Origin of the sequence: Streptomyces sp. NPDC008317 (assembly GCF_042955955.1) — a bacterium.
In the GTDB taxonomy this organism is placed as follows: Bacteria; Actinomycetota; Actinomycetes; order Streptomycetales; family Streptomycetaceae; genus Actinacidiphila.
This window is the reverse complement of sequence record NZ_JBIBFQ010000006.1, coordinates 283,401-308,877: the sequence shown is the minus strand read 5'-3', so window position 1 is coordinate 308,877 and position 25,477 is coordinate 283,401. Positions and strand designations below refer to the sequence as shown.

Here is a 25,477-nt window from a genome sequence, read left to right as displayed (position 1 = left end):
CGGCGCTGACCGGTGCGGATCGCCCGGTCTCAGCCCCGGCCGAGCACCATCGTGCCGGAGGAGCAGAACCAGCCGCCCGTCCCCGAGGCGACGGCCAGCTCCGGCAGCCGCCCGCCCGCCTTGCGCACTTGCCGCTCACCCGCATCGCCGCGCAACTGCCGTACGGCCTCGACCAGCAGGAAAAGACCGCGCATACCGGGGTGGCAGGCGGACAGGCCGCCGCCGTCGGTGTTCACCGGCAGCGCGCCGTCCACTGTCAGCCGCCCGTCCGCCACAAAGGCGCCGCCCTCGCCCTTGGCGCAGAACCCCAGATCCTCCAGCGTTACCAGCGTCATATAGGTGAAGGCGTCGTAGATCTCCGCCAGGTCGATCTCCGCGGGCGTCACCCCCGCGCGCTCGAAGGCCAGCCGTCCCGAGGCCGCGGCGGGGGAGACGGTGAAGTCCGGCCACTGGGCCATCGACGTGTGCGACACCGACGTGCCGCTGCCCAGCACCCATACCGGCGGCTTGGCGCAATCCGGCACATATTCCTCGGCCGCCAGCAATACGGCGCCGCCGCCGTCGGAGCGCAGGCAGCAGTGCAGCTTGGTGAACGGGTCCGCGATCATTGGCCCCGACAGGACCTCGTCCACGGTGATGGGCGCGCGGTACATGGCCTCGGGATTGCGGGCCGCGTTCGACCGCGCCTGGACGGCGACTTCGGCGAGCTGCTCCAAGGTGGTGCCGTACTCGTGCATATGGCGCCGCGCGGCCATCGCGTACTTGGAGATCAGCGTGTGGCCGTACGGGACCTCGAACTGGAGCGGGCCGCCCGCGCCGAAGGACAGATTGGCGGTACGGCGGCCCGCCTTGAGATCGGCGCGGGCGGTGGAGCCGTAGACGAGCAGCACGGCGTTGGCGTGGCCCGCGGCTATGGCGTCCGCCGCGTGCGCGGCCATCACCTCCCACGTCGAGCCGCCCACGGCCGTGGAGTCCACCCAGGTCGGCCGCAGCCCCAGATACTCGGCCACCTCGACCGGCGCCAGCGTGCCGAGCCCGGCGGAGGCCAGGCCGTCCACCACGGCCCGGTCGAGACCGGAGTCGGCGAGCGCACGCCTGGCCGCCTGCGCGTGCAGCGCGTACGCGGTGGCGTCGTCCACCCGTCCGCAGTCCGACAGGGCGACACCGACGACCGCCACAGCACGTTGTCCACGGGGGCGTTGAGCCATGAATCTGACGGTACATCAGATTCGGGTGGCGGCGATACGGCCCCGGTACGGGTTCAGCGCCGCCTGTCCGACCGCTTGCTCAGCAGTGCGAGCGCGCTCAGCGCCTGTGTGATCGAGACCAGCGACAGCAGGATGTACAGCGCCCTGCGCAGCCCGTCCGGATGCGCCCAGAACTGCGCGCTGATCCACACCACCAGCAAGATCGCCCACGTCCACGCGTATGCCCTGAGCTGGGTCGTCGAGGAGTCGGGGCCGGGGGAGAGGAAGCGGCGGAGGGCGCTGCGCCGCGGCGCCCCCGGCGGCTGGCTGCTGCTGGTCATGCGGGACATGATGCCCCGCCGGGGCGTGTGCGTCGGTGCGCGGGGTCCGGGGTGGGTCGGCTTTACGGTCCCAGGCGGGTGCTCTTGTGGGGCCGCGCACGGGTGGCGGCCGTGGGGTGCCGCGGCTTGGTGTATCCGCCCGGGTCCTCGCCGGGTGGCCGCCACCAGGTGCGGCCTTGGCGCCGGCTCGCGTATCGGCGGTGCACGGGCCTGGGCATCGTGGCGGGGGGCACCTAAGATGACGGCCCGTCAGATCGCAGTCGCGGCAGGGAGGAGCGGCCGATGGACGCCGCGTTCACCGACGAGCAGGCCGAAATCCGGCGCACATTGCGGGACCTGCTGCACAAACGCTGTGGTCCCGACGATGCGCGGGCCGCCGTCGCCACGGCGGCGGGGCACGACGAGGCGCTGTGGCGCCATCTCGCGCAGACGCTCGGCCTGCCGGGGCTCGCGCTGCCCGCAGCGGTCGGCGGCGTCGGCTGCGGCCCCACCGAACTGGTCCTCGCCTGCGAGGAGACCGGCCGGGCGCTGCTGCCGTCCCCGCTGCTCGGCACCTCCGTCCTGGCCGCGCCCCTGATCGCGGCCCTCGGCAATCAGGAGCAGCGGGCTCGCCTGCTGCCGCGGATCGCCGACGGCACCCTGACCGCCGCGCTGGTCACCGCTGGCCCGCCGGCCACCGCGCTGGCCCTCACCGGGCCCAATGACGGCGACTGGGCGGGTGGCGGCCGGGCGGGCGGTGTCCAGGCCCGCGCGGCGGCCGACGGGCCGCCAGGACGGCACCTGCTCTACGGGCAGGCGGACCGCGCGCTCGGCGCGCACAGCGCGGACCTGCTGATCGTGGCGGCCCACACCGGCGGATACGCGGCCACCCGTACCCGGCTCTTCCTCGTCGAATCCACCGCACCGGGGCTCGTACGCACCCGCCTGACCGCGCTCGACGAGACCCGGCCCCTGGCCCGCGTCGAGCTGCGCGACACTCCCGCCGAAGCGCTCGGCGACGCCCCCGCCGCCGCCCTGGCCGACGCCGGCCGCCTCGCCGCCGCCGCGCTCGCCGCGGAAGCCGTGGGCGCCGCCGATCACGCGCTCACCTCGACGGTGGAGTACGTGAAGGTCAGGGAGCAGTTCGGGCGCCCGATCGGCTCCTTCCAGGCGGTCAAGCACCGGCTCGCCGACCTGTACGTACAGCTTCAGGCGGCGCGCTCCGCCGCCTATTACGCCGCCTGGGCGGCCGGGGCCTCCTCCGGGGCGGACGACACCGAGGCGAGCGCCGAATTCGAGCTGGCCGCGCCCGTAGCCCTCGCCCAGGCGCTGGAAACGCTGCGCATGGTGGCGGGCGCGGCGATCCAATTGCATGGCGGCCTCGGCTTCACCTGGGAGCACCACGCGCATCTGTACTTCAAGCGGGCCACCGCCGACGAACTGCTCTTCGGACCGGTCGACGCCCTGCGCGCGCACGCCGCGGACCGGGCAGGGCTCTTCGCGCCCTCGGTGGTCAGGAGCGCGGCGTGAGCGGCGCGGCCGACGCCGACGTGAAGGGCGCCGTCAGCGGGCGTGGTGTGGTCAGCAGGACCGGCGTCCTCGGCAGATCCGTGCAGAAGGTGTCGGCCACCCGGGCCTTCGCCAAGATCGCGCCGCATGTGGTGCCGGTCATGGACAGCGCGGTCCACCGGCTGACCGGCGGAAGGTTCCTGGTCAGCGCGAGCCTGCTGCCCGGCGTCGTCCTCACCGCGACCGGCGCCCGCAGCGGACTTCCGCGGCGTACGCCGCTGGCGTGCATGCCGGAGGACGGCGGCACCCTCGTTCTCGTGGGCAGCAACTTCGGCCGTCCGGGGCATCCGGCCTGGTCGGCCAATCTGCTGGCGCATCCCGACGCCGTGGTCAGCGGCCGGGGCCGCGACCTCCAGGTCACCGCGAGCCTGCTGACCGGCGACGACCGCGCCGCCGCGTGGAAGGCGCTGGTCGCCTTCTGGCCGCCCTACGCGGTCTACGCCTCCCGCGTGACGCGCGAGATCCGGGTGTTCCGGCTGACGCCGCGCGAGTGAGGCGGGGGTGAAGGGTCACCCGCACGAAGACGCGGATAGGGGGCGTCACCCACACGAAGACGCGGGCAGAAGTCGCGCGCACGGAGGCGTGCACGCGGGAGCGCGTACACGAAGCCGGCAATCCGTGCCGCCACCCACACGAAGACGCGGGCGCCGCGTACCTCCCCCGAGGACTGTGCGGCGCCCGCGTCAGGGCGTGACTTTCTGGCAGGACGGCGAAACGTCAACGCGCAAAGCGGTGCGTGCCGCGTCCGCTACTTGGCGGGCTTCTTTCCGGTCACACCGAGGTGGACCAGCAGCGCGAGATTCGGCTTCAGCTCGGCCTGCTTGACGCCCCAGCTCGTGAAGCCCTTCTGGTGAGCGGCGACAGCGGCCAGCATGGCGACCAGCGATCCGGCGACGGCCGCCGGGCTGACCTCCTTGTCGACCTTGCCCTTGCTCTGAAGGTCCTTGATGGAGTCGGTCAGGGAATTGGTGACGGCGTTGAGGATCTTCATGCGGATCTTGTAGAACCGCTTGTCCCCTTCCGCTGCTCCGAGGTCGACGACGCGCAAAATGGCGTCGTGCTTCCGCCAGAAGGAGAGGAAACCGTCGACGAGTTCCTCGGCCGCCTGGGCGCCTGATTTGCCGACCCAGGAGCGGCCCGCGACCAATTCGGTCAGGCCCGCCCCCTCCTTGGCCATCTCGTCGGCGAGTTCGAGAACGGCGCCTTCGACGTCGGGGAAGTACTGGTAGAACGTTGCGGGGGAGGTGCCCGCCATCCGGGCGACGTCGATGACCTTGACGTCCCGGTACGGCGACGTGCTGAGCATCTCGCCCAGGCAGTCGAGCAGCTTCTGCCGCGTCGCCTGCCCGCGGCGACCGGCAACACGGCCGTCGACGGTGCGAACTTGTCCTGTCATGCCGTCAGTTTACCGACGGGTGATCAGCGCGCGATTCGGCCGCCTGCAAATGGGGAGGCAGCTCACCGCCACCATGAACATGCAGCTCAGCGCCGGTTACATAGCGTGCTGACGGGGAGGCCAGAAAGAGGACGGGACCGGCGATGTCGGCCGGTTCCGCGAATCTCCCCAGCGGTATGGCGGCGGCCACCGCGCGCTGTACGGCGGGGTCGCCCTCCCCGTAGTGCGCCGCCGAGCGGTCCGTCAGCACCAGGCCCACGACCAGGCAGTTCACCCGGATCGCGGGGCCCCACTCGGCGGCCAGCGAGCGAGTGAGAGAGGCCAGGCCCGCTTTGGCGGCGCCATATGCGGCGGTTCCCGGCGAGGGGCGGCTGCCGCTGACGCTGCCGATGTTGACGATGGAGCCGCCGTCCGGCTGGCGGGCCATCAGGGCGTACGCGGCCTGCGCGCAGTACAGCGGCGCCAGCAGATTCAGCTCGACGACCGCCCGCGAGAAGCGCGGCGAGGCGGTGGCGGCGTCGGCGGCGGGGGAGCCGCCCGCGTTGTTCACCAGCAGGTCGAGTCGCCCGTACGCCTCGGCGACGTGCGCGAAGAGCGCCCGCACCGCCTCGGGGTCGCGGACGTCCGCGGCCCGGAAGGCGACACCGGGCGGCAGGTCCGCGGGCGGTGTGCGCCCGCACACCAGCACCCGGGCGCCGGCCGCCGCCAGCGCCTCGGCGATGCCCCGGCCGATGCCGCGCGTGCCGCCGGTCACGACCGCCACTCGCCCTTCCAGGTCGTCCGTCACGTGGGCTATCGTGCCAGAGGAACTGACGATCCGTCAGATCTGTGCCGGACATCGGTCGGGATCCGGATCCGTACATCCGTAAAAGGCCAACGAGCGGGCGGAGGACGGCGCATGGCGATACAGGTGGCACGCCCCGGGACCGGCGTCGCGGAAGTGGTGATCGACGCGCCGCCGGTCAACGCGATCGACGTGAAGGGCTGGTTCGCACTCGCCGACGCGCTCACCGCGCAGGGCGCGGACCCGGAGGTGCGGGCCGTGGTCCTGCGCGCGGAGGGCCGCGGATTCTGCGCGGGGGTCGACCTCAAGGAGATGCAGAGCACCGCCGGATTCGACGCGCTGCTCGGCGCCAACGCCGGATGCGCCGCCGCCTTCTCCGCCGTCTACGACTGTCCGGTCCCCGTGATCGCCGCCGTGCACGGCTTCTGCCTCGGCGGCGGCGTCGGCCTGGCCGGGAACGCCGATCTGGTCATCGCCTCCCATGACGCGTACTTCGGCCTGCCCGAGGTCGACAGGGGCGCACTCGGCGCCGCCACGCACCTGGCCAGGCTCGTACCGCAGCAGCGCATGCGGCACATGGTCTACACGTCGCAGAACGCCACGGCCGCCGAGCTGCACGGCTACGGCACGGTCCTCGCGCTCACCCCCAGGGATCGTCTGCGCGACGCAGCCGTCGAGATCGCCACCGCGGTCGCCGCCAAGGACCCGCAGGTGGTCAGGGCCGCGAAACAGTCGCTCAACGGCATCGACCCGGTCGACGTCAAGCGCTCCTACCGCTACGAACAGGGCTTCACCTTCGAACTCAACCTGGCGGGCGTCGGCGACCGGCTGCGCGACGCCTTCACCGAGGGAGGCGCCGGATGACGGACAAGCGCATGACCGCCGACGAGGCGATAGCGCACCTCGCCGACGGCATGACCGTCGGCATCGGCGGCTGGGGCTCGCGCCGCAAACCGATGGCCCTGGTGCGCGCGATCCTCCGCTCCCCGCTCACCGACCTCACCCTGGTCTCCTACGGCGGCCCCGACGTCGGCCTGCTGTGCGCGGCGGGCAAGGTCCGCAAGGTCGTCTACGGCTTCGTCACCCTCGATTCCGTCCCCCTGGAGCCGCATTTCCGTGCCGCCCGCGAGAACGGCACCGTCAAGGCGCTCGAAATGGACGAGGGCATGTTCCTGGCGGGGCTGCGCGCCGCAGCCCTCCGGCTGCCCTTCATGCCGGTACGCGCCGGGCTCGGCGCCGACGTGCTGCGGTACGCGCCCGAGCTGCGGGTGCTCCCCGACCCCTACGGCACCGGGGACGAGGTGGTCGCCGTACCGCCGCTGCGGCTGGACGCCGCCCTGGTGCACGCCAACCTCGCCGACCCCGCGGGCAGCGCCGCACTCACCGGGCCCGACCAGTTCTTCGACGACCTGTTCTGCCAGGCCGCGGACGCCGCCTATGTGTCGGCCGAACGCGTCGTGCCCACCGCGGACCTGCGCAAGGAGGCGGGGTGCGTGCACGCCCTCGTCCTGCACCGCTACCTCACCCACGGCGTGATCGAGGCGCCGCGCGGCGCGCACTTCACCGAGTGCCCGCCCGAATACGGCCGCGACGAGCCGTTCCAGCGCGCCTACGCGACCGCCGCGGCCGACCCGGCGGCCTGGGCCGCCTTCGCCGAGCGCTTCCTCAGCCATATGGATGAATCGTCTTATCAACAGGCTGTGGATAACTTCCGCGAGGAGGCGACCCGATGACCGCGCCCCCGAACGGCCCGACCGCGCCCCCGAACGACTCGACCGCCGCGGCGACCGCCCCCGCCACCAGGGCCGAGATCTGCGTCACCGCCTGCGCCGACGCCTGGCGCGGCGACGGCGAGATCCTGGCCAGCCCCATGGGCGTCGTGCCCACCCTCGGCGCCCGCCTCGCCCGCGCCACCTTCGCCCCCGACCTGGTGCTCAGCGACGGGCTGGCCTATCTGCTGGCCGGCGACATCCCCCTCGGGGCGGCACCCGACGCGCTCACCGTCGAGGGCTGGCTGCCCTACCGCGCGGTCCTCGACCTGGCCGCGCGCGGGCGGCGCCACGTCATGATGGGCCCCAGCCAGATCGACGCGTACGGCAACGCCAACATCTCCTGCATCGGCCCCTGGGCCCGCCCCACCCGGCAGCTCCTCGGCGCGCGCGGCGCCCCCGGCAACACCGTCAACCACACCACCAGCTACTGGGTGCCCCGGCACGCTCCGCGCGCCTTCGTCGAGCGCGTCGACGTCGTCTGCGGCATCGGCTACGACCGCGCCGCCGCCGTCGGCCGCGCCGCGCGCTTCCACGGTCTGCGCACGGTCGTCACCAATCTGTGCGTCCTGGACTTCGGCGGACCCGGCCACCACATGCGGCTCGCCTCGCTGCACCCCGGCGTCACCCTGGAGCAGGTCGTAGCGGCGACCCGCTTCCGCCTCACCGTCCCGGCCCGCGTCCCCACCACCCGACAGCCCACCGACGCCGAACTGCGCGTCCTGCGCGACGTCCTCGACCCGCGCTCCGCCCGCGACCGCGAGGTCCCCGCATGACCGCCGGCGGTCCGTTGAGCACCCGCCTCACCGACCTCACCGGCATCCGCCACCCCATCGTGCAGACCGGTATGGGATACGTCGCCCGCCCCCGCCTCGTCGCCGCCGCGGCCAACGCCGGGGCCCTCGGCGTACTGGCCGCCGCCACCTTGTCGTACGACGAACTGACCGCGGCCGTCGCCGAGGTCAAGGCGGCGGCCCCCGGACGGCCCTTCGGGGTCAACCTCAGGGCCGACGCGCCGGACGCGGCACGGCGGATCGCGCTGATGGGCCGCGAGGGCGTACGGGTGGCGTCCTTCGCCCAGGCGCCGACCAGGGAGCTGATCCGCGCCGCGCACGACGAGGGGATGGTCGCGGTGCCGTCGGTCGGGGCGCGGCGGCACGCGGAGAAGGTCGCCGAGTGGGGCGCGGACGCGGTGATCGTGCAGGGCGGCGAGGGCGGCGGGCACACCGGCCGGGTGCCGACCACGCTGCTGCTGCCGCAGGTGGTGGACGCGCTGCGGGGCAGCGGGGTGGCCGTGGTCGGCGCGGGCGGCTTCTTCGACGGGCGCGGCCTCGTCGCGGCCCTCGCCTACGGCGCCGACGGCATCGCGATGGGCACCCGCTTCCTGCTGACCTCCGACGCGCCCGTGCCGCGCGCCGTCCAGGACCGCTACCTGGCCGCCGACGTCACCGGCACCCTCGTCACCACCGAGGTCGACGGGGTGCCGCACCGCGTCCTCGCCACCGACTTCGTCCGCTCGCTGGAACGCGGCGGCCCCCTCGTCCGCTACCCGCGCGCGCTGCGCAACGCCGTCCGCTTCTCCCGGCTGTCCGGGACGCCGCTGCGCGCGATGCTCCGGGAGGGACGGGCGATGCGCGGCGCCCGCGAGCTGAGCTGGCCGCAGGTCCTGATGGCCGCGAACACCCCGGTGCTGCTCCGCGCCGCGATGGTCGAAGGGCGCGCTGACCTGGGCGTCATGGCCTCGGGGCAGGTGGCGGGAGTGATCGCCGACCTGCCCTCGTGCGCGGAGCTGGTGGACCGGATCATGGCCGAAACCGAGGAAGTCCTGGGCCGTCTCAAGAATTGACCATATGTTCGAATTCTCTCTCGTGCGGGCGGGAAGATCACTGGTTACGGTGGCATTCCAGACATTCGCGAGAGGAACCAGCTCATGTCCGCATTCGGTGAAGGCGCTCCCTGTTGGGCCGACGTCTCGCTTCCCGACCTCGCGGCCGGGCGGCGTTTCTACGGCGAGCTGTTCGGCTGGACGTTCGAGGACCAGGGCGAGCAGTTCGGGCACTACACGCTGGCCAAGCTCGACGGGAAGAACGCGGCGGCCCTGATGGGCAAGATGGACGAGTCGATGCCCACGGCCTGGGGCATACACCTGGCCACCGCGGACGCCGCGAAGACCGCGGCCAAGATCACCGAGGCGGGCGGGCACGTCGTCTTCGGCCCCGACGAGATCGGCGACACCGGTGTGCTGGTCGGCGCCGTCGACCCGGGCGGCTCCTTCTTCGGCGCCTTCCAGCTCCGCGGCCACCCCGGCTTCGACGTGGTCAACGTGCCCGGTGCCTACTGCTGGACCGAGAACCACACGCGGGACGCGGCGGCGGTCGACGCCTTCTACGAGACGGTGTTCGGCTACGACGGCGTGCAGGTCGGTGACGGCGTCCACTTCGACTACAAGGTGTGGTCCCGCCCCGGCGACCCCGAGGGCCAGCTCGCCGGCCGGATGAACAGCGCGTCCGGCGGCGGGGACGAGCCGCCCGCCTTCCAGGTCTACTTCGTGGTCGCGGACTGCGACGCCGCCGCCGACACCGTGGGACGGCTCGGCGGACGGGTCGTCATGGGACCGGAGGACTCGCCGTTCGGACGGATGGCCGTCGTCGCCGACGACCAGGGCGCGAGGTTCGCGATCATCGACGTGACGCGGAGGAGCGGTTCGATACCCGGCGCGTGAGCCGGATCAGAGCCGTTCGATGACGGTGACGTTGGCCTGGCCGCCGCCCTCGCACATGGTCTGGAGGCCGTAGCGGCCACCGGTGCGCTCCAGGTGGTGCAGCAGGGTGGTCATGAGCCGGGCGCCGGTCGCGCCCAGCGGGTGGCCGAGGGCGATGGCGCCGCCGCACGGGTTGACCACGTCGGGGTCGGCGCCGGTCTCCTTCAGCCAGGCCAGCACCACGGACGCGAACGCCTCGTTGATCTCCACCGCGTCGAAGTCGCCGATGGACATGCCCGTCCTGGACAGGGCGTGTTCGGTCGCGGGGATCGGCCCGGTCAGCATGCGGATCGGGTCGGAGCCGCGGGCGGACAGATGGTGGATCCGCGCGCGGGGGGTCAGGCCGTGGTCGCGCACCGCCTGTTCGCTCGCGACGAGCAGTGCGGCGGCGCCGTCGGAGATCTGTGAGGACAGGGCCGCGGTGAGCCGGCCGCCGGGCACGATCGACGGCAGGGCGGCCATCCGCTCCGCCGAGGTGTCGCGGCGGGGGCCCTCGTCGGTGGCGAGTTCGGGGAGGGCGGCCGTTTCGCGGGCGAACCAGCCGCTGTCGAGCGCGTGCAGGGCGCGACGGTGGCTCTCCAGGGCGAAGCGCTCCATGTCCTCGCGGCTGATGTCCCAGTCGCGGGCGATGAGTTCGGCCCCGCCGAACTGGCTGACGGGCTGGTCGCCGTAGCGGGCGCGCCAGCCGGTGGACCCGGAGAACGGATCGGTGAAGCCGTACTCGCGGCCCACCACCATGGCCGCGCCGATCGGTATCCGGGACATGCTCTGGACGCCGCCCGCCACGACCAGGTCGCTGGTGCCGGACAGCACGGCCTGCGCCGCGAAGTGCACGGCCTGCTGGGAGGAGCCGCACTGCCGGTCGACGGTCACGCCCGGTACGTGCTCGGGCAGTCCGGCCGCCAGCCAGCAGGTGCGGGCGATGTCACCGGCCTGGCCGCCGATGGCGTCCACGCAGCCGAAGACGACGTCCTCGACGGCGCCGGGGTCGAAGCCGCCGCGTTCGACCAGGGCGGTCAGCACATGGGCGCCGAGGTCGGCGGGGTGGACGGGGGCGAGCGCGCCGTTCTTGCGGCCGACGGGGGTGCGTACCGCTTCGACGATGTAGGCCTCGGGCATCGGGGGGCTCCGTTCTCGCAGGGCTGGGAGGTGACGAGAGGTGACGTGAGGGTGATGAGAGAGGTGAGGCGATGTGAGGTGACGTGCCTTGAGGTGAGGGCGCGGTGGCGTGCGATGAGGTGCGTCCTGGCCGTACCGGGATCTGACGATCCGTCAGATAGTCGGTTATCCTAGCGCGGTGACGGACCTTTCCTTCAGTGCTCAACAGGACGCGTTCCGGCGGGAGATACGGGACTGGCTCGCCCGTCGGGTGCCGCGTGAGCCGCTGCCGTCGATGGACACGGCGGACGGTTTCCGCGCGCACCAGGAGTGGGAGCGGACGCTGTACGAGGCCGGGTGGGCGGTCGTCGGATGGCCGGAGGAGTACGGGGGAAGGGGCCTCGGCCTGGACGAGTGGCTGATCTTCGAGGAGGAGTACTGGCGGGCGGGCGCGCCGGGGCGCGTCGGGCAGAACGGCATCTTCCTGTTCGCGCCCACCGTCTTCGCCTTCGGTACGGAGGAGCAGCGGGCGCGGGTGCTGCCGCCGATGGCCAGCGGGGAGGAGGTGTGGGCGCAGGGCTGGTCGGAGCCGGAGGCGGGTTCCGACCTGGCGAATCTGCGGGCGCGGGCGGTACGGGACGAGGCGCGCGGCGGGTGGCGGCTGAGCGGGCAGAAGACGTGGAGTTCGCGGGCGGCCTACGCGCACCGGCTCTTCGGCCTCTTCCGGAGCGACCCCGACTCGCGGCGGCACCACGGCCTGACGTACTTCATGGTCGACCTGGCGGCGCCGGGGGTGACGGTACGGCCGATCCGGCAGCTCGACGGGGAGGCCGGATTCGCTGAGGTGTTCCTGGACGACGTGTTCGTGGCCGACCGGGACGTCCTGGGGGAGGCGGGGGAGGGGTGGCGGATCGCGATGTCCACCACGGGGAGCGAGCGGGGGCTGAGTCTGCGGAGCCCCGGACGGTTCCTGGCGGCGGCCGACCGGTTGCTCGACCTGTGCCGCCTGCGCCCGGAACAGGCGGCGCCGCACCGGGACGCGGTGGCGGACGTGTGGATGCGGGCGGAGGCGTACCGGCTGTACACCTACCGGACGGTGACGCGGATGCGGGAGGGCAAGGAGAGCGGGCCGGAGTCCTCGCTGAACAAGGTCTTCTGGTCGGAACTGGACCTCGACCTGCACGACATCGCGCTGCGCGTGCTCGGCGCGGAGGCGGAGCGGTGCGGGCCGTGGCTGGACGGCTACCTCTTCGCGCTCGCCGGACCCATCTACGCGGGCACCAACGAGATCCAGCGCAATGTGATCGCCGAGCGGCTGCTCGGCCTCCCCCGGGAGTCCCGCCGATGAGACTTGCGACCACGCCCGACGAACAGCTCTTCGCCCGCACCGCCCGCGAGCTGCTGGCGGCGCGCTGCACACCGGCCGACGTGCGCGCCGGGTTCTCGCGGGACCGCTGGCGGGCGCTCGCCGAGGTCGGGGCGACCGGGCTGCTGGTCCCGGAGGAGTACGGCGGCCTCGGTCTCGGTTCCGGTCCCGGTGCCGACGACTACGGTCCCGGCGGGCACGGTCCCGACAGCTACGGTCCCGGCGGCCACGGTTCCGGCAGGCAGCACCTCGGAGGGCGGCGCCTCGACGAGCCGCCCCTGGGCGCGCAGGCGCTCGTCGCGCTCACCGAGGAGGCGGGCCGTGCCTGCCTGCCCGAGCCCTTGCTGGAGGCGGCGGTCGCGGCGGAACTGCTCGGGGGGCTGTCGGAAGGGGCGGATCTGCTGCGCGGGCTGGCGGAGGGCGCGGTGACCGTTGCCGTGTCCCTTCCCGCCCAGGACCCGGCACCGGGACCCGTACCCACGTCCGCATCCGTACCCGCATCCGTACGCACGTCCGTATCCGTATCCGTATCCGAACCGGCAGGTCAGCCCGTTGTCGCGCATGCCGCCCACGCTGATCACGTGCTGGTGGTCACGGAAGACGGTGAGCTGCGGGAGGCGGGGGCCGGGCCGCGTACGCCCGTTGCCGGGGTCGACCCGAATCGGGGGCTGGCGCGTGTGGCGGACGGAGGCGGGCGGGTGCTCGCGCGGGAGTGGGGGGAGGCGGCCGGGATGGCGGCGCGGCTCGGGGCGATCGGGGCGGCGGCCGACCTGGTGGGCGCGGCGGCGGCGATGCTGGAGCGGACGGTGGAGTACGCCAAGGGCCGCGTGCAGTTCGGGTCGCCGATCGGCGAGCGGCAGGCGGTGAAGCACCGGCTGGCGGACGTCCTGCTGGCCGTGGAATTCGCGCGGCCGGTGGTGGCGCGGGCGGCGTACGCGTACGACCACGGGCTGCCCAGTGCGGCGCGGGACGCGGCCATGGCGAAGGTCTTCGCGAACGAGGCGGCGGGGAAAGCGGCGCGCGGGTGCCTCCAGGTGCACGGTGCGATCGGTTATACCGACGAGTACGACCTCTCGCTCTGGCTGCGCCGGGTGTGGGCGCTCTCCGCCGCGTGGGGCGATTCCACCCGGCATCGCGCCGCCGTGGCGGCCGACCTCTTCGCGCCGGGCGGCCCGTCCCGGTCCTGCCCGCCGCGCTGAACCCGCCGCCCCAGGACCAAGCCGCGACCGACCCGGGACCGTCCTGGCACCAAGCCGCGACCGCCCCGCGCGGCCCCCGTCCACGGGCGCCTGCCCCGACTCGGCCGCCCCGTAAGGCACTTGGACGCCGCCGGTGCGCCACGTGCGTCCCATGCCTCCCTCCCGGACGCCTCGTTCGGCGCGCCGCGCGCCGGAGACGGTGCGAATGGCGGATGATAACGAGTTCGCTCTCCGGGCGTGTCGCGGCGGCCCCGGGTTCGCAACCGGCGCCCATCCCAGGAAGAATCAGGCCCGTACCCTGGCGCTTGGGCCGGTCGAACGGGGTACGGAGCGCGCAGAGCGGGCAAAGCAGTACAGGCGGGCGCAAGCGCTCGATCACGACAGCACGGCACGAGCACGGCGACAACGGAACGACGGTACGGCGCGCAGCACGGGGTAAGGCCGCGACAGCGCGGGCAACGCGGGCACGGGGAGGTGGCAGGGCAGTGGTGGAGCAGCTTACGCAGCACGACCCGAGACGGATCGGCCCTTTCGAGGTGCTGGCGCGGCTCGGCGCCGGCGGCATGGGGCTGGTCTATCTCGCCCGCTCGGCTTCCGGCCGCCGCGTGGCGATCAAAACCGTGCGCGCCGAACTGGCCGAGGACCAGCTCTTCCGGGTCCGCTTCACGCGTGAGGTGGAGGCCGCCCGCGCGGTCTCCGGCTTCTACACCGCGGCCGTCGTCGACGCCGACCCCCGCGCCGCCGTCCCGTGGCTCGCCACCGCCTACGTCCCGGCCCCGTCGCTGGAGGAGATCGTCAACGAGGCGGGCCCGATGCCCGCGCAGGCCGTACGGTGGCTGGCCGCCGGAATCGCGGAGGCGTTGCAGTCGATCCACGCCGCCGGTCTCGTGCACCGCGACATGAAGCCGTCGAACGTACTCGTCGTGGAGGACGGGCCGCGCGTCATCGACTTCGGCATCGCGTCCGGCGTCTCCAACACCCGCCTGACCATGACGAACGTGGCCGTCGGCACGCCCGCCTACATGTCGCCCGAGCAGGCCCGCGACTCCCGCAGCGTGCGCGGCGCGAGCGACATCTTCTCGCTCGGCTCCACCCTGGTGTTCGCCGCGACCGGCCACGCGCCCTTCCACGGCGCCAACCCCGTCGAGACCGTCTTCATGCTGCTGCGCGAGGGCCCCAATCTCCACGGCCTGCCGCCCGAGCTGCGCCCGCTCATCGAGTCCTGCATGCGGATGGAGGCGGACCGGCGGCCCACCCCCGCCGACCTCCAGGCGCAGCTCGCACCGCACCTGTACTCCACCGGCGGCGACGACACGGGTACGGCGTCGGCCTGGCTGCCGCCCGGCGCGGTCGCGTTGATAGAGCAGCGCCGCAGCGGACGGCCCGCCGTCGCCGCGGGCGGCAGCCGGGGCGCGCACGCCGCGGGCCCGCAACTGCCCGGCAACGCGCCGCCGCTCCCGCCGAACTCCCCGCCCCGGCCGCAGCAGCCGCCGAACAACGCACCGGCGCACGCGGGCGCGCCCGACGGCCGCGGCAACCACCGCGCGCCCGTACCCGTATCCGGCCCCGCGGCCGGACCCGCGGCGGGCCCCGGCTCCGGTCCCACATCCGGTCCCGCCTCCGCCGTTCCCGTACAGCTCGCCGGTTCCGCGCCGATCGGTCCCGGGATGCGGGTCGCGGACGCCGCGGACCACAAGGCGGGGGCCGCGCCCGGTACGGACTGGGTACGCCGCCGCGCGGGCGCGCACCGCGCGAACGCCAACGCGGGCGCCAACGCCGGTGCCGTGGCGAACGGCGGCGCGGCCCAGGCCCCCGCCGCCCTCCCGGCGCAGCAGGGCCAGCAAGCGCAGCAGGCTCCGCAGTCACAGCAGCAGTCACAACAGCAGCAGCAATCACAGCCGCAGTCGCAGCAGGCCCAGCACGGCGCCCAGTCGGGCCTCCAGTCCCAGGCCGCCGCTCCCGGCGAGTGGCGGCCGTGGCGTTTCCGCATGTCGAACGATGTGTGGGGCACCCCCGTCGTCTCCGGCGGACTCCTCTACGTCACCTCCTTCGAAGTGCACGCGCTCGATGTGGCCAGCGGGCGCCGCCAGTTCAAGACCCGCGACGTCGCCTGGACGATGGCCGTCGACGGCGGCCGTATCCACGCCTCCGACGGCCCCAGCCTCTTCGCGCTCGACGCGGTCGACGGCGGCGAGCGCTGGCGTACGGCGATCGACGGCTGGGTGTACGCGCTGCGCGCCGACTCCGGCACGGTCGTGACCGCCACCCGCGGCGGCGGCATCCAGGCATGGGACGCGGCGCGCGGCGGACTGCGCTGGGAGCGGTCGGGCGCCCAGACCGAATTCGAGTCCCCGGACTCCGGGCCCACCGTCCTCGGCCGCGCCGTCTACTACCAGGGCGGCGGCCACCTGCACGCCGTCGACTCCCTCACCGGCGCCGAGATGTGGTCGTACCCGGTCGGCGAACCCGGCGTCGCGGGCTCCGTGCCCACCCGGCCGGTCGTCGCGGACGGCATCGTGCACCTCACCGCCGGGACGCGGGTCGTCGCGCTCGACGCCCGCAGTGGCGCCGAGCGCTGGCATTTCGACGCCCCCGCCGTCATGTTCTCGCCGCCCGCGCACGTGCCGGGGCCCGGCGTCTCGGGCGGCGGCGTGTACGTCGCCGACCACCTCGGCACCGTCTACGCCCTCGATCCCGCCGACGGGCACGCGCGCTGGCGCGTCGCCACCGAGCCGCGGCAGTCGCTGGAACCCGTCATCGTCGCCAATGGTGCGCTGCACCTCGGCGCGGGGAGCGCGCTCTACACGCTGGACGCCGTCAGTGGCGCGCCGCGGTGGCGCTTCGCGGCGCAGAACGAGATCGTCGGCTCGCCCGCCGTGGCGGCCGGGCGGGTGCACTTCGGGTCCAAGGACCACTGTCTGTACACGGTCGACGCGGCCGGGGGGCAGTTGCGGTGGCGGCTCGAGACCGGCGGGGAGATCACCGGGTCGCCGGTGACGTCGGAGGGGGTGGTGTACGCGTGCTCGAAGGACCGGTGCGTGTACGCGCTCGACGCGACGAAGGGGACCGGGGCGACTTCGCGTCGGGCGTGAGCCCGTGGGCCCTCAAACGCCGGGCGGGCTGATGCCCTCAGGCGCCGGGCGGGCTGGTAGGCGGGGGTTGCGCGCCGCTGGGCAGGTCGTCGGTGCCGGGCCGGGGCACCTCCTCGAACTGCGTCTGCCTGGTCGTGTCGTAGGCGTCGTCCACTTGTCGACGCAGTTCTGCGGGGGCACCCCGCCCCGTCTCCTCCTCCTCGTAGCGGGGTTCGTCGTACCGGCCGTACGTCGGCTCGTCGTACCGGGGCTCCTCGAAAACCGGCGTGGCGCGGCGCGGCCGGTGGCGGCCGGGGAGGACGGCGGCGGCGAGGAGGAGCAGGAGGCCGGAGGCGAAGGCGGTGGCGACGCCGTAGTCGAGGCCGTTGCCGCCGGCGGTGAGGGAGCCGGAGGCTTGGCCCTGGCGGACCATCCAGAGGATGGTGATGCCGAGGACGAGGAGGGCGGCGAGGGCGAGGGTGAGGCGGGAGCGGAGGAGGACGCCCAGGAGGGTGAGGAGGGCGGCGAAGGCCATGGGGAGGAAGAGGGAGCCGAGGAGGGCCGCCTTGTCAGGCGTCACGCCGACCCCGGTGAAGAGGTCGTCGACCCGGATGCCGGAGCCGTGGCGGCCGCCGTACCAGGCACGGAAGGGGCTCCAGACGGCGCCCGCCGCTCCGATGAGGGCGAGAAGCGACCCGACGACGGTGCGGAACATCTCGTGGTCGCCTCGCTTCGCTCGCTCAGCCCCCTCGGGGCCGACGCTACGCCGCGACCGTCGCACCCGCCACGTGAGCCGCGCTCACCTCAACCGGAAGGCGGCGGGCCCCCGGGCGCGCCCGGTGAACAGCTCCGCCTGCCGCTCCGGCGGCAGATTGCCGAGGGCGATGAGGTGCGGCGCGAGCGCGGTGGCGTGCGCGCGGGCCGCCTCCCGGGCCGACCACACGGCGCGCACGGTGCCCTGGACGGCCTCGGTCGGGTAGGAGGAGAGGACGGCGGCGGCGCGCAGGGCGGTGGCGAGGAGGTCGGGGCCGGGCACGACCTCGGAGACGAGACCGGTCTCGTAGGCCCGTCGCGCGCTCACCCGTTCGGCGGTGCCCATGAGGGACATGCGCATGGCCTCGCCGTAGGGCATGCGCTGCGCCATGAGGACGGACTCGTAGGCGCTGACCATGCCGTAGGCGGTGTGCGGGTCGAAGAAGGTGGCGTCTTCGGCGGCGATGAGGAATTCGGCCTCGCCCAGGAGGTAGAAGGCGCCGCCGCAGGCCATGCCGTTGACGGCGGCGACGACCGGCTTCCACAGGTCGTTGGCCTTGGGGCCCGCGGTGAGCAGGGGGTCGTCGACGCAGTACGGGGACGACGGCTGCGGTACGTCGAGGCCGCGGTCGACGCCGGTGCAGAACGCCCGGTCGCCCGCGCCGGTGAGGACCACCGCCCGTACCGCGTCGTTGAAGCGCAGGTCGCGCCACACCTCGCGCAGCCCGTCCACGGTCGCGCCGTCCAGGGCGTTGTGCCGCTCGGGCCGGTCGAGGGTGACGAGCGCGACCCCGTCACCGGCCTCCGTGCGCCGGACGCTCATGGCCGCTCCAGCAGCCAGCGCGGTACGACGACGCCGTCCGTGGCGGCCGGGTCGGGGAAGGCCACCTTCACGGCGGCGCCGATCCGCAGCCGCGCCGGGTCCACGGAGTCGAGGCGCGCGTCGGCGCGGGCGACGAGGTTGCCGACCAGCCGGATCCGGCCGCCCTCGGGGGTGGCCTCCTCGGCCAGTTCCACCACGATCACGTTGTACGGGGCCTGCTCGGCGTAATCGGGCAGCAGCGGGGGGTGGGCGACGACGTACGACCAGATCCGGCCGCGTCCGCTCATCCGCTCCCAGCGGGACCCGAAGGACCGGCAGTACGGGCAGCAGGGGCGCGGCGGGAAGCGCCGCCGTCCGCAGTCGGCGCACGCCTGGACGCGCAACTCGCCCTGGCGCGCGTACTCCCAGAAGGGCGCGCCGTCCTCGTCGATGACCGGCAGCAGCATCGCGGCTGTCAACTCCTCAGCAGCAGAGCGGATGTGGGGACGCACTCGCCCGCCGTGACCAGGCAGGTGGCGGCGTCGGGGACTTGGGCGGTGGAGGTGCCGCGCAGTTGCCTGACGCCTTCGGTGATGAGGTTGAAGCCGTGGACGTACGCCTCGGACAGGCCGCCGCCACCGGTGTTGATCGGCAGCCGTCCACCGGTCTCCAGGGCGCCGCCCTCGGTGAAGGCGGCGCCCTCGCCGCGTCCGCAGAAGCCGTAGCCCTCGAGGGAGAGCGGGATCAGCGGGGTGAAGGCGTCGTATATCTGGGCGACATCGACGTCCTGCGGGCCGAAGTCGGCCTGTTTCCACAGGTGTCGGGCGGCGGTCCAGGACGGTCCGGTGAGCGGGTCGTCGGTCCAGTAGTTGACCATGCCGTGGTGCTGGGCGGGCAGGCCCTGCGCGGCGGAGTGCACGTAGACGGGCTTGCGGCGGCAGTCGCGGGCGCGTTCGGCGGAGACCACGACGCAGGCCAGGGCCCCGTCGGTCTCCATGCAGTTGTCGAACAGGCAGAGCGGTTCGCTGATCCAGCGCGCGGTCATGTACATCTCGCGGGTCAGCGGGCGCTCGTACATCAGGGCGGCCGGATTCTGGTTGGCGCGGTTGCGGCAGGCGAGCGCCACATTGAACAAGTGGTCGCGGGTGGCGCCGTATTCGTGCATGTAGCGGCGGGCGAGCATGCCGATCTCGTCGGCCGGGCGGAGCAGACCGTACGGCCGGGACCACTGCGCCGGGGTGGGGAGCTGGACGGTGGTGCTGCTCCACGGGCGCGGCCCCGAGCCGCGTTTGCGCGACCGCCAGGCGACGCCGACCGACGCCTGACCGGTGGCGACGGCCGCCGCGAGGTGCGCGACGGTCGCGCACGAACCGCCGCCGCCGTAACCGGACTTGGCGAAGAAGGTCACATCACCCGCGCCGATCGCCTTGGCCAGCTCGACCTCGTCGGTGTCCTCCATCGTGTACGAGGCGAAGCCGTCGACCTCGCCGGGGTCGATGCCCGCGTCGTCGAGCGCGGCGAGCACCGCCCGGCACGCGAGCGTCTTCTCCGACTCCGGGAGCGACTTGGCGAACGGTGTCTGGCCTATCCCGACGATGGCCGTCGCGTCTTTCAGGGCAGCGCCGCCCATGGGCACACACCTCCGCGGGTCCCCGGATGCACTGACGAACTGCTGACAGGTCGTCAGGCTACCGTTAATCTGACGGGTAGTCAGCTACGGGAGAGGACGTCATGGATGTGGACCTGCGGGACGACGATCCGCGCGACACCTCGTACGGCGACACCTCGTACGGCGACACCTCGTACGGCGACACCTCATCCGAGGGCGGTGCCTCCAACGACGGCTCATCCACGGCCGGTTCACCCGCCGACGACCCCCGCGCCGACCTCCGCTGGGGCACCCTGCCCCGCCTGGTGCGCGCCGCCGCCCGCGCCCACGGCGAGCACGAGGCCGTCGTGGACGGCCGCACCCGCGTCAGCTACGCCGAACTCGGCGCCCGCGTCGAAAGTGCCGCCGCCGCGGCCGTCGCCTCGGGACTGCGCCCCGGCGACCGGGTCGCGATCTGGGCGCCCAACTCGCTGAACTGGATCGTCGCCGCGCTCGGCGCGGTCAGCGCGGGCGGCGTCCTCGTCCCGCTCAACACCCGCTTCAAAGGCGCCGAAGCGGCCTGGATACTCCAACGCACCCGCGCCAGGCTGCTGTTCGTCACCGGCACCTTCCTCGGTACGTCGTACGTGGCCGCGCTGCGCCGCGCCGCGGGAGAGGGCGACGGCGAGGGACCGCTGCCCGGCCTGCCGCACCTGCGTGACGTCGTCGTCCTCGGCGACGACGCGCCGCCCCCCGGATTCCTGTCCTGGCACGGCTACGTGGCGGCCGGCGCCGACGTACCCGCCGCGACCGTACGCGCCCGCGCCGACGCCGTGGCGCCCGGCGACCCTTCCGACATCATCTTCACCTCGGGCACGACCGGACACCCCAAGGGCGCCGTCATCACGCACGCCCAGACGCTGCGCGTGTACGGCGTCTGGAGCGCGCTGGCCGGACTGACCGCGGGGGACCGCTACTTGGTGGTCAACCCCTTCTTCCACACCTTCGGCTACAAGGCGGGCGTCATCGCCTGCCTGATGCGCGGCGCCGTGATCGTGCCGCAGCCCGTCTTCGACGTGGACACCGTCCTCGCCAACATCGCCGCCGAGCGGATCTCCGTACTGCCGGGCCCGCCCACCCTGCACCAGTCGCTGCTCGACCATCCGGCGCGCGCCGCCCACGACCTGTCCGCGCTGCGGCTCGTCGTCACCGGGGCCGCCGTCATCCCGCTGGAACTCGTCGAACGGCTGCGCGCCGAACTGCGGATCGCCACCGTTCTGACCGCGTACGGCCTCACCGAGGCGTCCGGCACCGTCACCATGTGCCGCAGGGGCGACCCGGCCGCGACCGTCGCCGTCACCTCGGGGCGCGCCATCCCCGACACGGAGGTACGGGTCGACGCCGCGCCCGGCGCGCCCGGTGAAGTCCTGGTCCGCGGCTACCACGTCATGTCCTGCTACTTCGAGGACCCCGAGGGCACCGCCCGCGCCGTCGACCCCGACGGCTGGCTGCACACCGGCGACATCGGCGTCCTGGACCCCGAGGGGAATCTGCGGATCACCGACCGCCTCAAGGACATGTACATCGTCGGCGGCTTCAACGCCTACCCGGCGGAGATCGAGCAACTGCTGCTGCGCCACCCCGACATCCGCGACGCCGCCGTCATCGGTGTCCCCGACCCCCGCCTCGGCGAGGTCGGCCGCGCCTACGTCGTCCGCCGCCCCGGCTCCACCCTCACCGCCGACGACCTCATCGCCTGGTCGCGCCGCGAAATGGCCAACTACAAGGTCCCGCGCGGCGTCCGCTTCGTCCCCGAACTCCCGCGCAACGCGGGCGGGAAGGTCAAGAAGAACGAGCTGCGTACGGCCGCGGACCGACCTGCGCGCGGCCCGGCCCCTGACGAGGCTTGATTTGCGAGCGGCCCCGGCCCGCGGAAGCGGACTGATCCCGCGCCCGGCGCCGGACCCGGACGCGGACTGACCGCGGCGCCCCCTCCGCGCCGCGGTCAGTCTTTGGTGCGCCCCCGGGTGCGTGCTGTGGAACCCCCCGCAGTCACCCGGCCCCCCCTTGGGCGGCTTTCACCGGTCCCCCTCGGCCCCCACCGAGGTTCCCCGGTCCCCCGATCCCCCGTGTTCCCCTGTTGCCCCGTGCTGTTTTCCCCTGATCAACCCCGTGGGTCCCCCTGCGGTCCCCTTGGGGTCCTCCGCTGCCCCGCCCTCCCCAGAGCGGGGTACGGAAGCTACTTGGTGGTGCCGTCCGTGTGGAAGTTGTCCGGCTTGACGACGGGCTTCTTCGGCGTGAGGAGCCCGTCCGGAGCCGTCTGCTCGGTGCCGTCGGTGTGGAAGTTGTCCGGGTCGACCGGCGGGTCCGTCTTCGGAAGCTTCGGAACTTCGGTGCTCATGGTGCTCTCCCTGTGTGCTTGGGGACGTGCTGTCGTGAAAGCCCGCCCGGTGGCGACCCCCGTACACCACCGAGCGGGCAGCTCGTGCAGTGATGGAATCGTGGCATCCACCGATAATCAACTGATAAACGGGCGCGTTGAGCGAATCGACCTGGGCTTATACCGCGACAGAGGGGGATGATTCGTCCCCCAACAGGCGCCGTACATCGGCCGCTTCGGGCGAACCGAGCGCGGTGAAGACGGCCAGGGCGTCGTGCCAGCAGGCGTGGGCACGGACCGGCTGGCCCATGCCGTCGAGCGCGCTGCCGAGTACGGTCAGGGCGTTGGCGGTGCGCCACTCGCCGCCGACCTCGCGGAGGATGACGAGCGACTGCTCGGTGTGGGCGGCGGCCTGCCGCCAACTGCCGCCCGCGAGGTGAACCTTGGAGAGCCGGAAGAGCGTCATGCCCTCCCAGAACTGCTGCCGCGCCTCCCGGAAGATGCCCAGTGCCTCGGTGAGGCAGCTCAACGCGTCGTCGAGGCGGCCCTCCGCGGTGAGCGCGATGCCCATCGCGTACAGGCCGTTGCCGAGCCGGAAGCCGGCGCCCAACTCGCGGTAGATCGCGACGACCCGTTCGGTCGCCGCCACCGCGGCGGCGATGTCGCCCAGTTCGATCTGCGCGCGGGAGAGATTGCTGAGCGCCGCCGCCTCGCCGTGCTTGTTGCCGTCGGCGCGGAAAGCCTCAAGGGCGGTGGTGTGGTACTCCGCGCACGCCTCGAAGCGCTGGCCCTGATGGGCGATGCTGCCGCGCAGATTGGGCGCGTAGCTCGACGTCATCGGGTCCTCGGCGGCCAGGCCGAGCACCAGGGCGCGCTTGGCCTCGGTCTCGGCCTCCTCGAACCGGCCCGACATCCGCAGGAGTTGGCCGAGCCAGATCCGCCCGCGCCCCTCCACCAGCGTGTCCCCGCAGTCGTGCGCCGTCGTCACCAGTGTCCGCGTCGCCTGCTCGTATTGCCGCGCGTAGACACCGGACTCCATCAGGTCCTGGGCGACCAGCAGCAGGTCGACGGCGCGGCGCATCGGGCCCTCGCAGCCGCCGTCCGCGGCCTGCTGGACGGCCGCCAGCAGATTCTGCGCCTCGGAGAAGAGCCATTCCAGGGCCTCGTCCGGGGCGCCGAAGGTCAGGCCGGAGTGCGCGGTGAGGGCGAGGTGGTCCAGGACGCGGTCGCCGGGGTTCTCCAACTCGTAGGCGCAGGAGGCCGAGGCGAGGTAGAAGTCCAGCACCCGCGACAGCGCCGCGCAGCGCTCCCGCGGTGTCTCGTCGCGCTCGGCGCACTCGCGGGCGTACAGGCGCAGCAGGTCGTGGAAGCGGTAACGGGCGGGCGCGGCGGACTCGATGAGGCTGATGTCGACCAGCGCCTCCAGCAGCTCCTCGGCCTCGTACGGGTCCAGGTCGAGGGTGGCCGCCGCCGCGTGCAGCGAGATGTCCGGGCCGTCGGCGAGCGAGAGCAGCCGGAAGGCGCGGGCCTGCGGCGCCGACAGGTGGCCGTAGCCGAGGGTGAAGGTGGCCTTCACCGCGAGGTCCCCGGCCCGCAGTTCGTCCAGCCTGCGCCGCTGGTCGGCCAGTTTGTGGGCGAGTACGGAGACGGTCCAGGTGCGGCGGGCGGCCAGCCGGGACGCGGCGATCCGGATGGCCAGCGGCAGGAAGCCGCAGGCCGCCACGACGTCGAGGGCGGCCTGGCGTTCGCTGGTGACGCGCTCCTCGCCGACGATCCGGGTGAAGAGCTGGAGCGCCTCCTCCGGCGACATCACGTCGAGGTCGACCAGATGCGCGCCCGCCAGGTCGACCATCCGCACCCGGCTGGTGACCAGGGCGGCGCAGCCGGGGGTGCCCGGCAGCAACTGGCGGATCTGCGCGGCGTCGTAGGCGTTGTCGAGCAGCGCGAGCACGCGGCGGCCGTCGAGGGTGGAGCGGTAGAGCGCGGCGCGGTCGGCCAGCGACTCGGGGATCGCGGAGTCCGGGGTGCCGAGCGCGCGCAGGAACGAGCCGAGTACGGCCTCGGGTTCGGCCGGGCGCGGGTCGGTGCCCTGGAGGTCGACGTACAACTGCCCGTCGGGGAAGGAGTCGCGGGCCGCGTGGGCGACATGGACGGCGAGCGTGGTCTTGCCGACGCCGCCGATGCCCGCGACGGCGGAGACCGCCATCACCCCGCTGCCCTGCGACGCCTGGGCCAGTTGCTCGCTCAGTTCCCTGACCACATTGCGGCGGCCGGTGAAGTCTGCGACGGTCGCGGGCAGTTGCGCGGGCCGTACGATCTCGGCCGGTCCGGCGGCGGAACCGGCCGGGGCGGCGAGCGAGGGGTCGGCCTCCAGGATCTTCTGGTGCAGGTCCTTCAGTTCGGCCGACGGGTCGATGCCCAGCTCTTCGGCGAGCAGACGGCGGGTGTCGGCGTAGACGCCGAGCGCCTCGGCCTGCCGGCCGCTGCGGTAGAGGGCCAGCATCAGCAGGGCGCGCAGCCGCTCGCGCAGCGGGTGTTCGGCCGAGACCGCGGTGAGTTCGGAGACGGCCTCGGCGTGCGCGCCCAGCTCCAGGTCCAGTTCGAGACGGGTCTCGATCAGGCCGAGGTGCCATTCGGCGAGCCGGTTGCGCTGCGTCTCGGCGTGCGGCCCCGGAAGGCCGGCCAGCGGCTCGCCGTGCCACATCTCCAGCGCGGTGCCCAGCAGTTCGCGGGCGCGGACCGGGTCGACGGCGCGCTGCTTGTCGGCCTCGGCGGCCAGCCGCTCCACGACGGCGCAGTCCAGCGCGTCGTCGGCGACCCGCAGCGAGTAGCCGCCGGAGTCGGTGACCAGGGCCTCGGGGCCGAGCGCCTTGCGCAGCCGGAAGGCGTACGAACGCAGCGCGGCGAGCGCGGTGTTGGGCGGTGACTCTCCCCAGACGGCGTCGAGCAGTTCCGACGCGGTCGCCGTGCGCCCGCCGCGCAGCAGCAGCGCGGCCAGCAAGGCGCGCTGCTGTGGTGCGCCGGTGACGATCGGCTCGTCGTCTCGCCAGGCGCGCACCGGACCGAGGACCGCGAACCGCAGGCTGTTGCCCGGTTCCGTCCTGCTTTCCATCTCTGCCCCCTGAACGTGGACCTGCTCATTGTGTACCCGCGCCTGGAGCGGCGCACTGCTTGTGCCAGCCTCCGGCGGTGGTCGGCCGCCGGGCGCTGATTGGTGCGTGACCCGATTATTCGCGAAGCCGGGCGCCCCCGCGGCCCGTCGCCCGCACGTATATCAATCGTTCATCGCCGGACGGAACAGTTGTCCGCATGGCGCACGGGACCGAGGGTTCGGCACCGTCCGTGCCAGTTTGCCGTGTCGGGCCGCCGGGGTCACCCCGTGCAAGGACCCGAACCGGACTTGCAGCAAAAGTTGGGCTGGAATTTGAGGTTCC

The 25,477-nt window shown here is 73.4% G+C and carries 22 protein-coding genes; 11 read left to right on the top strand and 11 right to left on the bottom strand.

Annotation, left to right across the window (positions count from 1 at the left end; translation table 11 throughout):
* Positions 1-29: 29 nt before the first annotated feature.
* Both ACFY9V_RS21530 and ACFY9V_RS21525 read right to left on the bottom strand, forming a co-directional pair.
* Positions 30-1,208, bottom strand: coding sequence for an acetyl-CoA acetyltransferase (locus tag ACFY9V_RS21530; protein WP_391162430.1), 1,179 nt, complete (start codon positions 1,206-1,208; stop codon positions 30-32).
* Positions 1,209-1,261: 53 nt separating this feature from the next.
* Entirely contained in the window at positions 1,262-1,528 is a 267-nt protein-coding gene (locus ACFY9V_RS21525; protein WP_355337618.1) for a hypothetical protein, read from the bottom strand.
* A 282-nt stretch (positions 1,529-1,810) separates the two neighbouring features.
* Between ACFY9V_RS21525 and ACFY9V_RS21520 the strand changes: the two genes are divergently transcribed.
* Both ACFY9V_RS21520 and ACFY9V_RS21515 read left to right on the top strand, forming a co-directional pair.
* Entirely contained in the window at positions 1,811-3,037 is a 1,227-nt protein-coding gene (locus ACFY9V_RS21520) for an acyl-CoA dehydrogenase family protein (RefSeq protein WP_391162429.1), read from the top strand.
* 47 nt (positions 3,038-3,084) lie between these two features.
* Positions 3,085-3,570 (top strand): nitroreductase family deazaflavin-dependent oxidoreductase, encoded by a 486-nt coding sequence (locus ACFY9V_RS21515; RefSeq protein WP_355338068.1) that lies wholly within the window; start codon positions 3,085-3,087, stop codon positions 3,568-3,570.
* A 254-nt stretch (positions 3,571-3,824) separates the two neighbouring features.
* Here the strand turns inward: ACFY9V_RS21515 and ACFY9V_RS21510 are convergent, their stop codons facing one another.
* The gene (locus ACFY9V_RS21510; protein WP_355337624.1) at positions 3,825-4,472 is read right to left on the bottom strand and encodes a TetR/AcrR family transcriptional regulator; all 648 of its coding nucleotides are present in this window, start codon (positions 4,470-4,472) and stop codon (positions 3,825-3,827) included.
* Between the two features lie 4 nt (positions 4,473-4,476).
* Positions 4,477-5,259, bottom strand: coding sequence for an SDR family oxidoreductase (locus ACFY9V_RS21505; RefSeq protein ID WP_391162428.1), 783 nt, complete (start codon positions 5,257-5,259; stop codon positions 4,477-4,479).
* A 111-nt stretch (positions 5,260-5,370) separates the two neighbouring features.
* Here ACFY9V_RS21505 and ACFY9V_RS21500 point away from each other — a divergent pair, with 111 nt between their 5' ends.
* The 5 genes from ACFY9V_RS21500 to ACFY9V_RS21480 all read left to right on the top strand — a co-directional run bounded on the left by ACFY9V_RS21500 (position 5,371) and on the right by ACFY9V_RS21480 (position 9,747).
* Entirely contained in the window at positions 5,371-6,120 is a 750-nt protein-coding gene (locus ACFY9V_RS21500) for an enoyl-CoA hydratase family protein (RefSeq protein ID WP_391043208.1), read from the top strand.
* Positions 6,117-6,989: a CoA-transferase gene (locus ACFY9V_RS21495; RefSeq protein WP_391162426.1), complete on the top strand. Its 873-nt coding sequence runs from the start codon at positions 6,117-6,119 to the stop codon at positions 6,987-6,989. The genes ACFY9V_RS21500 and ACFY9V_RS21495 overlap by 4 nt, the downstream gene beginning before the upstream one ends.
* Positions 6,986-7,801: a CoA-transferase gene (locus ACFY9V_RS21490; protein ID WP_391162425.1), complete on the top strand. Its 816-nt coding sequence runs from the start codon at positions 6,986-6,988 to the stop codon at positions 7,799-7,801. The genes ACFY9V_RS21495 and ACFY9V_RS21490 overlap by 4 nt, the downstream gene beginning before the upstream one ends.
* Positions 7,798-8,871 carry a nitronate monooxygenase gene (locus ACFY9V_RS21485; RefSeq protein ID WP_391162424.1) on the top strand — a complete coding sequence of 358 codons (1,074 nt, stop codon included), beginning with the start codon at positions 7,798-7,800 and terminating at the stop codon, positions 8,869-8,871. The genes ACFY9V_RS21490 and ACFY9V_RS21485 overlap by 4 nt, the downstream gene beginning before the upstream one ends.
* Before the next feature lie 84 nt (positions 8,872-8,955).
* Positions 8,956-9,747 carry a VOC family protein gene (locus ACFY9V_RS21480; protein WP_355337642.1) on the top strand — a complete coding sequence of 264 codons (792 nt, stop codon included), beginning with the start codon at positions 8,956-8,958 and terminating at the stop codon, positions 9,745-9,747.
* A gap of 6 nt (positions 9,748-9,753) precedes the next feature.
* Here ACFY9V_RS21480 and ACFY9V_RS21475 read toward each other — a convergent pair whose 3' ends face one another.
* Complete coding sequence (locus tag ACFY9V_RS21475) at positions 9,754-10,905, bottom strand: acetyl-CoA C-acetyltransferase (RefSeq protein WP_391162423.1); 1,152 nt, start codon at positions 10,903-10,905, stop codon at positions 9,754-9,756.
* Between the two features lie 178 nt (positions 10,906-11,083).
* Here ACFY9V_RS21475 and ACFY9V_RS21470 point away from each other — a divergent pair, with 178 nt between their 5' ends.
* The 3 genes from ACFY9V_RS21470 (at position 11,084) to ACFY9V_RS21460 (ending at position 16,541) form a co-directional block, all read left to right on the top strand.
* Positions 11,084-12,232 carry an acyl-CoA dehydrogenase family protein gene (locus ACFY9V_RS21470; protein WP_391162422.1) on the top strand — a complete coding sequence of 383 codons (1,149 nt, stop codon included), beginning with the start codon at positions 11,084-11,086 and terminating at the stop codon, positions 12,230-12,232.
* Positions 12,229-13,449, top strand: coding sequence for an acyl-CoA dehydrogenase family protein (locus ACFY9V_RS21465; protein WP_391162421.1), 1,221 nt, complete (start codon positions 12,229-12,231; stop codon positions 13,447-13,449). The genes ACFY9V_RS21470 and ACFY9V_RS21465 overlap by 4 nt, the downstream gene beginning before the upstream one ends.
* Positions 13,450-13,934: 485 nt before the next feature.
* Positions 13,935-16,541 (top strand): PQQ-binding-like beta-propeller repeat protein, encoded by a 2,607-nt coding sequence (locus ACFY9V_RS21460; protein WP_391162420.1) that lies wholly within the window; start codon positions 13,935-13,937, stop codon positions 16,539-16,541.
* 37 nt (positions 16,542-16,578) lie between these two features.
* On the opposite strand, the gene ACFY9V_RS21455 is transcribed toward ACFY9V_RS21460, so the two are convergent.
* From ACFY9V_RS21455 to ACFY9V_RS21440, 4 genes are all read right to left on the bottom strand, one after another.
* Positions 16,579-17,235, bottom strand: coding sequence for a hypothetical protein (locus ACFY9V_RS21455; protein ID WP_355337657.1), 657 nt, complete (start codon positions 17,233-17,235; stop codon positions 16,579-16,581).
* Positions 17,236-17,319: 84 nt separating this feature from the next.
* Positions 17,320-18,096, bottom strand: coding sequence for an enoyl-CoA hydratase-related protein (locus tag ACFY9V_RS21450; RefSeq protein ID WP_391162419.1), 777 nt, complete (start codon positions 18,094-18,096; stop codon positions 17,320-17,322).
* Positions 18,093-18,542: an OB-fold domain-containing protein gene (locus ACFY9V_RS21445; RefSeq protein ID WP_355337663.1), complete on the bottom strand. Its 450-nt coding sequence runs from the start codon at positions 18,540-18,542 to the stop codon at positions 18,093-18,095. Before ACFY9V_RS21445 ends, ACFY9V_RS21450 begins: the two co-directional genes overlap by 4 nt.
* 8 nt (positions 18,543-18,550) lie before the next feature.
* Positions 18,551-19,705 carry a lipid-transfer protein gene (locus ACFY9V_RS21440; protein WP_188283764.1) on the bottom strand — a complete coding sequence of 385 codons (1,155 nt, stop codon included), beginning with the start codon at positions 19,703-19,705 and terminating at the stop codon, positions 18,551-18,553.
* A 101-nt stretch (positions 19,706-19,806) separates the two neighbouring features.
* Between ACFY9V_RS21440 and ACFY9V_RS21435 the strand changes: the two genes are divergently transcribed.
* Positions 19,807-21,573: a FadD3 family acyl-CoA ligase gene (locus tag ACFY9V_RS21435; RefSeq protein ID WP_391162418.1), complete on the top strand. Its 1,767-nt coding sequence runs from the start codon at positions 19,807-19,809 to the stop codon at positions 21,571-21,573.
* Between the two features lie 329 nt (positions 21,574-21,902).
* Here ACFY9V_RS21435 and ACFY9V_RS21430 read toward each other — a convergent pair whose 3' ends face one another.
* Together ACFY9V_RS21430 and ACFY9V_RS21425 are read right to left on the bottom strand one after the other, a co-directional pair.
* Positions 21,903-22,064, bottom strand: coding sequence for a hypothetical protein (locus ACFY9V_RS21430; protein ID WP_355337672.1), 162 nt, complete (start codon positions 22,062-22,064; stop codon positions 21,903-21,905).
* 157 nt (positions 22,065-22,221) lie between these two features.
* Complete coding sequence (locus tag ACFY9V_RS21425) at positions 22,222-25,155, bottom strand: BTAD domain-containing putative transcriptional regulator (RefSeq protein ID WP_391162417.1); 2,934 nt, start codon at positions 25,153-25,155, stop codon at positions 22,222-22,224.
* Positions 25,156-25,477 lie beyond the last annotated feature (322 nt).